This window comes from Ureaplasma ceti, assembly GCF_040369755.1.
Lineage (GTDB): Bacteria > Bacillota_I > Bacilli_A > Mycoplasmatales > Mycoplasmoidaceae > Ureaplasma > Ureaplasma ceti.
This window is the reverse complement of sequence record NZ_BAABQM010000004.1, coordinates 13378-26192: the sequence shown is the minus strand read 5'-3', so window position 1 is coordinate 26192 and position 12815 is coordinate 13378. Positions and strand designations below refer to the sequence as shown.

Genomic DNA, 12815 nt, shown 5'->3' with positions numbered 1-12815 from the left:
GGTTTACTCCTTTTTGTGCTGTTTAATAAAGTAAACTTTCCGACCGTTTTTCTTTAAAAAACGGTAATATTGACTGGCAAAAAAATGGTTATTATTAATCAAAATAATTTGATTAGGATCCACCAGTCGCAATACACTTTGGTATTGCAGAATGTTAATTTGCAAAGCATTAGGGAAATGTTGGAGATTATCAAACTTCGCTTTTACAAATTCTATAACCACGTATTTTTCATTGTCAATTAAAGTTAGCACTTTAGAAAGTTTAATAAATTTAATATCTTTATAAAAGATTGTCTGGAAAGAAAATCAAAATTTACGCATCTGTTTCGGCGTTTTGGTTTAATAAAACCAGGTAGTTCATCGTTCTAGACACATCTTCAGGATAAAGGTTTAGTTTGTTAATCAAAATTTCTTTTTTGATAACAAATTCTACATCTAAAGTTTTTTGTGACAAGAAACTATCGATTAAACTGCGGTAGGGTACCGGTGCATCACATTTAGAGCAAAAAATTCTGGCAGATAATTCTCCTTTAGTATTAGGGAATTTATTGATAGCCCGGCACATTTTCATAATAAAACCATCTAGTTTAGGAACACAACCCAAAAGAATTGGATCATATTCGCAAAGTTCTTCGGTTCCAAAATTTTCGTTAATACAGTAACTTAAGAATGGGTTTACTTGTCCACAATTAGGACAAGTACCGTCTCAACTATATAATGTAATTCCGTTTTTAATTTGAGTATCTCAGTTTTTTGTAATGAATCTTTTTTGGTATTCTGAAAAACTCATCAAGTGGTTACATTTATCACACTTGTAGTAGTGATCGTTTTCGTTATCGTGATAAATTTTTAATTTCCCACGGCATTTGGGACAACTAACTTCACGTTTACTTAAAGTGTGAGGTGTTCTTGACTTTTTGTATAATTCTTCAACTTTCGTACCTAAATATCTACTATAAGCAGCAGATAAATAAGCCCCTTGAGAATTGAACAAGTGCTTATTAGTCTTTTTATTTTTAAAAAATAGATTTATTTTATCCATTGCTTTGTTCTCACAATCTTTTATATATATATATTTTAGCAAATTAAAAAATTTCGCTATTTCTAGCAAAATTTTGTGTTTTTACGTTTTTTTGTTTTGTTATTCTAAGTCATCAATGTCTAAAGCTCTAGTAATATCTTCTTCGCTTTGACCAGTCACTTCTGCTTCTTTGAAAAGACCTTCGGTGTTCTTAGAAAGGTGAACATTTTTTTGTTCTTGTGTATGTTCTGAATTTTTTTTGTTTGAAAAAACATCCTTTAGTTTTTTGAAAAAAGACATTGATACCACCTCTTTTATTTTCTGACTATATTTTAACGAATTTACTATAGTCTTCTAGGGGTTAAAGTAGGCAAAAGAAAAAAATAACCTGATTTTTCAGGTTATTTTCTTAAAGTTTTCCTAAAATGATTAAGCAACATTTAATGGACTAGTATAGATTGGTTCACCAATTGTAATTGTTGTTAATAATTTTGGTGAAATAGTAACTTTACATCTGTAGTATTTTGAACCACTTGGTTTAAAGCTGTAAGTGGCCTTGTTAGCACCAGGGATATCGCTTCAAGTTGCTGAAGCATCGTCACTAGTAGCTTCTTGTCATTGGTAGTTTAATTGAATGAAAGTTTCAATGCTTGATAACTGTTTAGGCACGTTCACAATTTGACCAGAAGTGCTTAAGACAGTATCGCTACCGTTAGCGGTTTTAGTAACCGGTGTTAATTGGATGAATGGGTTATTATGGTTAGCGTTCAACTTAGTAACTTTAGTTTTGAAAGTTACGCTTCAAGTTTCACTTGTACCACCCTTACCGTTCGAGAAGACAAATTTATTTTTATCAACAGTTTTAAATGTATAAGTAACAGAGTAAGGTGATTTAGTTTGGTCTCAAGTAGCTGGACCAACATATTTAGCTTGTCCGTTGTAACCGAAGGCTAATTCTAATGCATAACCAATTAATGGACTAGATAAAATGTCACCATTGTTAATTTGTGCAAAACCAACATTTAACGCCTTCATTAAGTTAGCGTTCGGTTGTTTAATAATTGCAGCATAACCGTGAACTTGGTCTAATGTACCTAGGTCTACGCTGAAGGTTGTTAAACCAGCATCAGTAAAGCCGTAACCTTGAACAGCAGTAAAGATAATCTTTGCACTGAAGTTTTTACCGATACCAGGGTTTGGTGATAATTGAATTTTGTATGTATAACTGTCTGCTGGGATTTTTGGATCTAACTTAGAAAGTGCAGCGTTAATTTGACCAGACATTTCTTTATACATCACACTGTTAGCTGGACCTTTATTCAAGTCATCCACTAAAGCTTGCGTAGCACGTGGAGCGTTTGGATCTTTTACCTTAAGTGTTTTAGCATAGTTGTTTAGGTCTGTAGCAAATTCTGATTTCATGCCTTGCATAGTTGACATGAATTTTGGTAATGTAGTTGTTCCTTCAACTGAAGTAATTGAAGTGAATGAAGTGGTACCTTCTAATTCATAACCAGGTAAAGCAGTAAATTTCACAGTTACTTTGTAACAGTCAGCAGCTGTTAATGGTTCACTGTTTGGCTTACCATTCAATGGTTTGTTTTTGTTACCAGGGTTCTTACCTAAAATGAATTCCACGTTTGCTTTACCAGTTAAACCAAAGATGTTTAAAATCTTAGTTTGTAAGAATTGGTAGTCTTTACTGTTTGGGTCATTAAAGGCAGATAAACTGTTTTGAGCCACAATCACGCTTTGAGCTTGAGTGAATTGTGTTGAAGAAGAATCGTTGATACCAGGAATTCAAATTTTCTTAGCCATGTCAACATTAACAGTTGTATATTTAAAGTTTACAATTTGGCCGTATTCAGTATAAGTATTAGCTCCTCTTGGATACAGCGCTTCTACTAAGATATATTTTCCAGGGGTATTTACGTTTAATGGTTGTTCTCCTAAACGCATTGGTTTGATAATTTGGTATTCACCATTATAAATCGTATCTGACGAACTAATAGAAGGTGCTGGTGTACTACTTTTACTTGGTGCATCACCACTTGTAGAACTTGTAGGTGTTGCTGGTGTTGGATTAGTTGTAGTAGAGCTAAATGAATTCTTAGCAGAACTGTCATTAGCTTGGGCTTCAGCAGATAATTTAGCTAAGCCTTGAACTGCACTTAAAGTTAATGGATTGTCGGGATTGTTACTACTTGTATCAATCTTTTTAATTCACATTGTTGCCAATTGTAAATTATTAGGAATACCATAACCGGTACCCTTTGGTAAGTCTTTACTAATAACTTTTGATAAAGGATTACCATTAGGAATAATTGTGTCTGGGTTTGGTAAAGTAAGTTTATCGATGTTGCCAGATAATAATTTTTCAATTGCTGGAATTGCTAATTTAATAACATTGCTTGAGTTATTTTGTAACCAGTTAATAACTGTTTCTGGTAATTTAGCAGATGTACCTAATTGGTTAATAGCATCACTTACTAATTTAATAATTTCTGGTGAATAAGTTGCTAAAACTTCTTTTAATTTTTCTAAGATGATGCTCTTAACAGTTGGTAACAATTTATCAATTTCTTTAAGGTAATTTTTAAGAATGCTGTTAACGTTTGCATCACCCAGTAAAGCTTTTAATAATTCTTTAACTGCTCAGTCAAAGTCAAAGTTACCATGTTCTAAACCTTGAGCAACATTAGTTGCAGTGTTATAGCTTTTAAATGTTGGAGTTAATGTAAATGCTTCAGTTCCTGATTTAGTACCTAAATAGTAGTTACCGTTACTACCAACGTTATTGATATTAGAAGTTAAACTACTATCAATTGCGTTTGGTAAAAGAATTTTATAAGAACTAGAAGTAATTAAGTATTGTCCGTTATAAATGATTTGAACTTTACATCTATAAAGTCCTGGATTAGTTGGCACAAAATTTGGGTTTGTTGAAACTACTGTTTGTCCTAATATTGTTTCTTGAATTCATTGGTACTGTATGTTACCTTGTTCATTTAATTGTTGTAAGTTCACTGAAGCATCAGTTGAAGTTAAAATTGCGTTTAAAGTTCCATTATAACCATCTACTTGGCCAAAGAATTTAGTTCAGAAGCTACCAGTAGGGTTTGGTGTAGATTGGATGTTTAAACTAATTGGTGAACCAGTCACGATATAAACTGGTGAAGTCGCCACGTATTGGTTGCCATCTACAGTCATTCTAGCTTGGCAGTAGTAGTTACCCTTGCCACCTTGATTTACAACAAATTGTGAACTATTTGCATTGGTAATAGGCAATGCATTTTTAAATCATTGGTAAGTGACGTTTGATGCTTGGTACTTTGAATCCTTAAAATAAAAATTACCGTTTAAAATCGGCATTTGTGGATTGGCATTAGAGTAGAAGTAAGTAGTTTGTCTCGGAACCGCTCACTCAACTTCTGTATTAGGATCGAATTGTGCATTGCTACTACATGAGGTTAACGCTAGCGGTAGTGAAACGACTAGACCAGCAATTGCTAATGTAGGCATTAAAATTTTGGCTGTTTTTTTCAGTTTCATTATGTAAGTTCTCTCTCAATTTTTATCTATTAATTTGATATTTAATGTGTTAGTAACTATTTTTATATTATAAAAGAAAGTTCTTTTTATCTATATATATACCTTAAAAGGTATCTTTTCTTGCTTTTGCAATAAACCGGAAATTTGTGGGTTTATGCAATAATTTTAATTTTAAAACCAATATTTAAATGAAAAAATGTGTCATTAAAGTTTAATGTCGAAGTTTATTCTAAATAATTTTGGAAAAAAATCTGATACTTAGGTGTTTATTTTTTATAAATCTATATTTTATGTAGAATATAAATAATACATCTTGTATATACAAGTTAAATTTAGGGGAAAATATGATTAAAAAATGAATGTGAGCAGCACCTGTTTCCATCCTTGCAGTAGGATGTGTGACTGGGGCTGTGGTTGGAGGATATTTTGCAAATATTCACGCCAACCCTTATAGAATGTATTCATCAGCTCCTACCGGAAACAGTAACTCAGATTTAATGCAAATGTATTTTGCAGCCGCTGTAAATGGGACGCGTTTGATGGTACTACCAGGTTATTCGCATACAATTCCATTGACGCAAGCTTTAGCGATTTCACAAAAGCAAAATGCGCCGATGTACAATTACTTATCTCGTAGTGGTTTTTTACTGTTGGATGACTTTTACGGCTTGCCAATTTGACAAGGTAATAAGTTAAACACTAATACAGCGCAACCATTATGAAGTAGTCAAGTTGCTGCAATTCAGTTTAGAACGGACTTAGGTTCATTCGTTACAGGGATTGCTGCTGGAGAATTCTTAAATGAATACCAATACTACTTCGCACCAAACCCAGGCGACAAATTAACGTTTGCAACTTACGGTGGGGGTTCATTCTCTTCTGTAACGAGTTACATGGGTGGTTTACAAAGAGGTATCAGATACTTTAACGAATACATCGCTCCGTTTGCAAAGACTAAGAGCGGTAAACCTTTCAAAAAAATTGAAGAATTATTCGTAGGACACACACAAGTGACTAACTTCTCTAACGGATTTGGGGCTACTCAAGGGGATACATTAATTAATAACTTATTAGCACAAAATGTGTCAATGTTAATGCCAGTAGCTGGGGTTCAAACTCAACAAGCTGTTAGATTAATTAAACAAAACCACAAAAGAACAGTTGTTCTTGGTGTAGATACTGCCAACGAAAACGATACTAACGCTAACTTACCATTATCAACACCAGGTTACGAAGAAGTGAACGGAACAACAAAAATTGGTGGAACTAACAGAGTTATTCAATTCTCAAGTATGAAGAAATTGAATATCGCAACTGTGTTAATGGCTAACGACGTTGAAAGAGGCATTAGTCATCCAGGCAAAGGCGAATCTATCGGCGGCTTTGGTTGCGTTTCTTTAGGAACGACTGAAAACAACTGTGTAGGTGTTAGTGAAGCAGGATACCAATACTTTGTTAGAGCAATGGAAATTGCTATGAAAGCACACGATAATGATTTAAATACTTTACCAGCTGATACTAGATTTAACATGCAAGCCAATGGTCAAGAAGTAACACAATCAGAAATCGATAAAATCTTCGCTGTACCAAACAATAATCCAAACACTGATATTCCAACTAGTGACGAATATTCAAATTATTGAAATCCTCTATATCAAAAATACTTGAAAATTATTGGTGAAACTCCAACATTCAAAGCATTAAATGATCCAGCGCAAAAAGTCTTCTACACATCTAACGACTGAGAACCTGGACAACCAGCAAATAATGAATCATCATTCTCATATGCTGGTATTCCTAATGAATACAGAATGATGATGCCATTAGATGCTTGAGGTACGACTGAACATCCGTTAGCAAAACCGGATTTCACTTCACTTGATGCTTGATTTAAAAAATACGAAGCTTTACCAGATAGTACTCCTAACGCCGCTGAAATTAATAAATCACGTTTAGATTCACTAAAACAATGATTTATGAATAATAAAGAAGAAATTATGAAAAGAAGTAGTTTCAATCTAAAGGGCGTTGTAACTAAAAAAGCTTACGAAGAAAATAAATCAATTATGAAAGTCTTCTTAGCGTCTCCAGTTGCTCCATTATTAGATAAAGGTTTCTCACAATCAGCTTATATGGGATTGTTAGATTATTGAAAACAATTTGGTATTCATTTACCGAACCCAAATAAAGCAGGAGCCAAATAATATGGAAGATAAAAAAATTCAAACGCAAGCAACTGAAACACAGAAATTTAAATCAGAGTACGCTGTAGAGATGATCGACATTACCAAAACATTCTTAAATGGTAAAGTCGTAGCTAACGATAAAGTACAACTAAAAGTAAAAACCAACGAAGTACACGCCATTATCGGTGAAAACGGGGCTGGTAAATCAACATTAATGTCAATGTTATTTGGAATTTACACTCCTGACTCTGGCATTATTAGAATTAACGGTCAAGAAGTTAACTTTACATCAGCAAAAGATGCTGATAAAGTTGGTTTAGGAATGGTACACCAGCACTTTAAATTAGTAGATGAATTTAGTATCTGAGAAAACGTTATCTTAGGTTCTGAAGGAGCTAAAACTTTAGGTATTATTAATGCCGTAAAGATTAAAAAAGTGTTAAAAGATTTAGTTCAAGAGTACGACTTTAAACTAAATTTAGATAAGAAAGTTAAAGAGATTTCTGTTGGTCAACAACAAAAAACAGAAATTTTAAAATTACTATACCGGAACGCCAATATCTTAATCTTTGACGAACCAACAGCGGTTTTATCACAAGATGAAATTGCTTCATTCTTAAAGATGATCTTACACTTCAAAGAAGTGGGCAAAACGGTTATCATTATTACCCATAAATTAGCAGAAATTAAAGCAGTAGCTGATAGCGCTACTGTAATTAGAAGAGGAAAATATATCGGCGACTTTAAAGTTAAAGATAAATCAATTCCTGAAATTGCAGAAATGATGGTTGGTAAGAAAATTGCTGAAGTCAAAAATGCCGGCGGTAGCTTAGCCAACAATCCAGTGAAATTTGAAGTAAATAATTTAGATATTTATAAATTATGAAAATCTTCAAGAACTAAAACAAAGTTTTTAGATAGATTCAAAAAAGCCGTTGTACAACAACCTAAAAAAGAAGTACAACCAAACACTGAAACTTCTGAGTTAAATAATCAATCAATTAAAGAATTATGACAAGCTTTACAAACAAAGAGCAAAACTCGTCAAAGAAAGGGCTTGTTCTATTCTCCAATTGATGAAAGAGACGAAATCTACGACAATGATTTCAAACGGTCAACAGCTAACAATCCTTTAATTAAGGATGAGTTAGACGACACACAAGGAATTCATCATTTCCAAGATGTTTGACACGGTTCAAATACAACGACTCCAAGTCAAACTCAAGCTCAAGATGAACCATTATCAAATTCAGCTACTTCAACTGTAGAAAAAGCATCTGTACAACAAGAACAAACAGTTACTACTAACACTACATATGCTGATCCAAATAAAGTTAACTTCAAGATTCGTGCTGGCGAAATTTACGCAATTGCAGGTGTTGAAGGCAACGGACAATCAGAATTAGCATTAGCATTAGCTGGATTATTACCTAATGGTCATTCAAAAATTATCTTGAACGGTCATGAATTAAACGGTAAATCTGTGAAGAAACGTTACGATTTAGGTTTATCTAACGTTCCTGAAGACAGACATAAACACGGTTTAGTCTTAGACTTACCAATTGATAAAAACTCAGTTTTACAAGAAATTGTAAAACGTCCATATTCAGTTGCAGGTTTCATGAACTCTCATGAAATTACAAAGCATGCGATCGAAATTATTAATAAGTACGACGTACGTGGTACTTCAAGAGGAACAACAGCAGCAAGATTATTGTCTGGTGGTAACCAACAAAAATTAATTATTGGTCGTGAAATGGAAAGAGAACACGAATTGTTGATTTTAGTACAACCAACAAGAGGTATGGACTTAGGGGCAATCGCCTTTATCCACGAACAAATCTTGAAGGAAAAAGAAGCTGGTAAAGCAATCTTATTAATCTCATACGAATTAGATGAAATTTTAGGATTAGCTGATACTATTGCAGTAATGCAAAACGGTGTCTTCTTAGAAGAAGGTCCAGCTTCAGTAATGACAAAACAACATATTGGTGAATTAATGGCAGGAAGAAGGTAATTTAAATGGGCTTTTTAAAACTTAGGTCAAAATTGGCTTGAGACAGTTTCATTTACACCAAGAGTAGAAAATCGGCAACGAAAAATATTATCTCGGTTGTAATTGCGATTACACTGTCTGTATTAGCCGCCTTGTTGATTGCGATTGCGGTAGGATATAATCCGGGTACAATCCTTCAACAATTATTTACAAAAGGATTTATCGATTGACATAAATTAATCTTTAATATCGTTATTTTAGGGGTTGGGGCCCTAGCATTCTCATTTGCATTTAGAGCGGGTGTCTTCAACATTGGTATTGCTGGTCAAATGATGACCGCAGGGATTTGTATTTTAGTAATTTCAAGAGCCTTGTCAAAAGTTTACTTCCCTTACGGATCAGGACAAGTGTTCATGACTTTAATTGCTGTTGTTATCGGTGCGTTTGTCGCTGGTGCGGTAGCAGCCTTAAAGGTTTATCTAAAAGTAAACGAAGTTATTAGTTCAATCTTATTGAACTGAATTGTCTTCTTTGCAGTTAGATTAATTATTTCTAAATTCTATTCAGACCCTAACCAATTATTAAGTCAATCATATGATATTCCCGAACAATTTAGATTAGTTGCTCCGGGTATCGGCGGATGATTACCAGCGTTGATTTTATTATTAATCTTAGCTGGTGGTATGTTCGTAATTATTAAATATACAGTTTTTGGACACAAAGTAATTTCTGTTGGTAGTTCATTAACTGCTTCAAAATATGCTGGTTACAACGTTAATGGTATTAACATTGCAACTATGGCTATTTCTGGAGGTATTGCTGGTATTTTAGGTTACATCCTATATACTGCTGGAGAATCTCCAAGTATTCCAATTTCTATGTCAATGAATGCCTTACCAGTCGCTGGTATGAACGGTATTGCCATCGGTTTAATCGCGATGTCTAACCCAATTGCTATTCTTCCGGTTTCATTCATTATTGGTTTATTCCAATCATCAGCTCCATTCTTAGTTACTCCACCTGCTTTCAGTAGCTTGATTTTAGGTTTCGTAATTCTTGGAGCCGCATTATTCGTTATCTTAACTAGATATAAACCTTGACTTTGAATTAAACAAAAACTTTATGGTTTCTATGCACCAAAACATTATCAATCATTTGAAAATGGTATGGAAAGTTTAATTTCGAAATATAAAGCATTAATTTCAGAAAAAACACGCGAAATGAGAAATAATGCAAAATTAATTAAACAAGGAAATGCTGAAGTAGAACCAATCAATGTTAGCAAAGAAGCTAACGACATGTTCAACAGTTACATGACAGATAGAGTTGCTACTGTCGCTCAATACAAAAAGCACTTATTAGTAACAAAAGCTACTCAAATTTTCTTCCCTGAAGTAGAAGCTCAAAATGTTGTGAACGAAAAGAACCATGCTTATGATGTTCAATTTATTAACTTCAAATCAAAACAAGCCAATAACATCAGAAAATATGAAGAAAAATTAGCTTCATCAGACTTGACTGAAGCACAAAGAACTCAATACTTAACTAAGATTGATAAAATTAGTCAAAGTATTGATAAAAACTACGAATTATTATTGAAATGAAAAGGTAAAAAAGAAAAAATCGTAACTTCTTGATACTTAGCTAAACTAAGAATGTCAGGTAGTATCGAAAAACACCGTGATCATTTCTTAAAACAAGCCCAAAAATTAAACTTAAATTCAGATGAAAAAGCTTTAGTAATCGAATGAATCAACGATTCTTACTTAGAAGCGAAAGAATCATCTAGCAAGGGGGTTACAAAATAATATGCAATTCGATAGTGTAGCCAATCTTGCCGTCATTTTTGCCGCTGTTTTAATCTTAGGAGCCATGAGTGGTTTCTTTAGTGAAAGAGTCGGTATCGCAAACATTAGTATTAACGGGCAAATGATTTTTTCAGCATTAATGTTTGCAGTCTTTGCTGAATTAATTTATCCAAGATTGGGAAATGAAAGTTTCGTGATTCCAATGTTACTTTCAATGGTTTGTACATTAGCGATGTCATCGTTGTTCGCTTTCTTAACAATTCATTTAAAAGCGAACCAAATTGTTGCAGGTACAGCGATTAACATGTTAGGAGCTGGTTTAGCAACCTTCTTAACACAACCACTTGGTCCGTTATTATCTAACGGTTTACACACTAAACTTCAATCAGATTACTTAGGAATTGATGGTTTAGGTGGTAGTCAATTTATGTTGACTTCATTATTATTATTCATCGCAATCTTAATCATTGCTGTTGGTTTATGAGTCTTAATGAAATATACACCATTCGGTTTAAGATTAAGAGCAATCGGGAATAACCCAAACGCAGTAGATGCTCAAGGGATTAACGTTACTAAATACCAATGAATTGCTTTAAGCATTTCTGGTTTATTAGCAGGGTTAGCCGGATCATTATTCTTATACGGTAATGGTGGTACATTCAATGGTAGTGTATCTGGATACGGTTTCTTAGCCTTAGCCATCTTAATTGCTGGTTCATGAAGAATTCCATTACTAGCAATCGTAGCAATTCTATTTGCGTTCTTAACACAAATCTTCAAACAATTAACTATCTCAAACAACATTCCGGTTGACGTGGCCAACTTAATTCCATATGCCATCACATTGGTGGGAATGATTGCCTTTAGTAAGTGGAATGTGGCACCAAAGAATATTGGTATACCATTCGATAAGACCAAGAGATAGCTACTTTAAAACATTTATTCAAACTGTTTTAAAAAATAAAAAGCGTCCTTTATGGATGCTTTTTTCTTTAAATTAAGTGATTTTTTCTCAAAAACTTATGTTATAATAAATATACGCATTTCCTGAAGCACGCGCCACGTGCTTCAACAAATTAATCATAGGTAGCTTCTGGCTTCTATGATTTTTTTGTGTTTTATTTTGTAAAAAAAGAGACAAATTCGCCCTTTACAGACCAAGTATTAGCGTTATAATAACAACACACTTAACGAAAGTTTAAGTGATTTTAAATTAGAAGGAAAATACATTGAACAAGTCTCTTTTAGCGAATGCACTACCAACAGCTAGCTTAGTTAGCACTAACGGTTTTGCAAACACATTAAACGAGGTTGGGTATGCCTTCGGGATTATTGCTGGAATCTGTATTGTTTTAATCAGTTTCCCTCAAGTCTTTAAAGTTTTAAAAGAAAAAAAGGTGGAAAAAATTAGTTACACAAGTTTCTGATTCTTCCATATTGGGATTCTATTTTGAATCGCTTATGCAGCCTTTGTACCTTACAGTGGCTATGCAGTAACTTTAATTTCTGAGTTTTTAGCAATTCTTGTTAATACAGTCTTGATGTTCTTGCTGTATTACTACTCAATTACTCGCACAACCAAGAAAATGATTTTTTCTCAATTGTTCAATTTGATACTTTTACTCTCTTCTGTTGCATGTCTAGTTTTATATTACGTTTTACCAGACGTAAAAATGAACGGTACATGAGCGAACGTTCTAAACTTAATTGGTCCCGCGGGAGTGGTTCTACCCTTTACGCCACAACTAATTAAATCAATTCGAACAAAACACTGAGAAGCTATCTCAGTGTGATTACTAGTAATTTACACAATTAACAACATTGTTTGAATTATTTACTTTGCGGTTTATATTGAATACGAATTGGTAGTTGAACCAAATACTTCAAGTTACATCAGCTATTTAGGCGGTTTAATTTGACAAATTATCGGATTCGTTTTATTCGACATTCAACTATACTTTACAGCCAAAGCTATTTATTTAAAGAAGAGTAATAAAGCCAAATTAACAGCCACTTTAGAAGTGAAGGAAAACGCTTCTGAAAGTGAAAACCAACCGGTAGAAATTGGTTTAGAAAAAATGTTACCGAAGGAATAAACCTATAAATTACGAAAACAATGTTTTAAAACTGGATTAATCTAATATAATTAATTAGTTTTAGGATATTGTTTTTTATTCGCCATTTTATATAAAATGGCCTGATATCTAATAAAACACTCTTACTCATTGAATTGAGTTATTAATCCATAAGAG

The 12815-nt window shown here is 33.4% G+C and carries 9 protein-coding genes; 5 read left to right on the top strand and 4 right to left on the bottom strand.

Going from position 1 to position 12815, the window contains the following annotated elements; genetic code table 4:
- Nucleotides 1-3 precede the first annotated feature (3 nt).
- The 4 genes from ABWU82_RS03020 to ABWU82_RS03005 all read right to left on the bottom strand — a co-directional run bounded on the left by ABWU82_RS03020 (nucleotide 4) and on the right by ABWU82_RS03005 (nucleotide 4573).
- Nucleotides 4-321, bottom strand: a complete 318-nt coding sequence (locus ABWU82_RS03020) for a hypothetical protein (RefSeq protein ID WP_353290027.1) — start codon at nucleotides 319-321, stop codon at nucleotides 4-6.
- On the bottom strand, nucleotides 314-1042 hold the full coding sequence (locus ABWU82_RS03015; RefSeq protein ID WP_353290026.1) for a hypothetical protein: 729 nt from the start codon (nucleotides 1040-1042) through the stop codon (nucleotides 314-316). Before ABWU82_RS03015 ends, ABWU82_RS03020 begins: the two co-directional genes overlap by 8 nt.
- Nucleotides 1043-1141: 99 nt before the next feature.
- The gene (locus ABWU82_RS03010; RefSeq protein WP_353290025.1) at nucleotides 1142-1321 is read right to left on the bottom strand and encodes a hypothetical protein; all 180 of its coding nucleotides are present in this window, start codon (nucleotides 1319-1321) and stop codon (nucleotides 1142-1144) included.
- A 129-nt stretch (nucleotides 1322-1450) separates the two neighbouring features.
- Nucleotides 1451-4573 (bottom strand): hypothetical protein, encoded by a 3123-nt coding sequence (locus tag ABWU82_RS03005; protein WP_353290024.1) that lies wholly within the window; start codon nucleotides 4571-4573, stop codon nucleotides 1451-1453.
- Nucleotides 4574-4917: 344 nt separating this feature from the next.
- Here ABWU82_RS03005 and ABWU82_RS03000 point away from each other — a divergent pair, with 344 nt between their 5' ends.
- From ABWU82_RS03000 to ABWU82_RS02980, 5 genes are all read left to right on the top strand, one after another.
- Nucleotides 4918-6777, top strand: coding sequence for a type 1 periplasmic-binding domain-containing protein (locus ABWU82_RS03000; RefSeq protein ID WP_353290023.1), 1860 nt, complete (start codon nucleotides 4918-4920; stop codon nucleotides 6775-6777).
- 1 nt (nucleotide 6778) lies between these two features.
- Nucleotides 6779-8776, top strand: coding sequence for an ABC transporter ATP-binding protein (locus tag ABWU82_RS02995; protein ID WP_353290022.1), 1998 nt, complete (start codon nucleotides 6779-6781; stop codon nucleotides 8774-8776).
- Nucleotides 8777-8781: 5 nt separating this feature from the next.
- Nucleotides 8782-10563 (top strand): ABC transporter permease, encoded by a 1782-nt coding sequence (locus ABWU82_RS02990; protein ID WP_353290021.1) that lies wholly within the window; start codon nucleotides 8782-8784, stop codon nucleotides 10561-10563.
- Between the two features lies 1 nt (nucleotide 10564).
- Nucleotides 10565-11488, top strand: a complete 924-nt coding sequence (locus ABWU82_RS02985) for an ABC transporter permease (RefSeq protein ID WP_353290020.1) — start codon at nucleotides 10565-10567, stop codon at nucleotides 11486-11488.
- A 304-nt stretch (nucleotides 11489-11792) separates the two neighbouring features.
- The gene (locus tag ABWU82_RS02980; RefSeq protein ID WP_353290019.1) at nucleotides 11793-12659 is read left to right on the top strand and encodes a PQ-loop domain-containing transporter; all 867 of its coding nucleotides are present in this window, start codon (nucleotides 11793-11795) and stop codon (nucleotides 12657-12659) included.
- The last annotated feature ends 156 nt before the right edge of the window (nucleotides 12660-12815 follow it).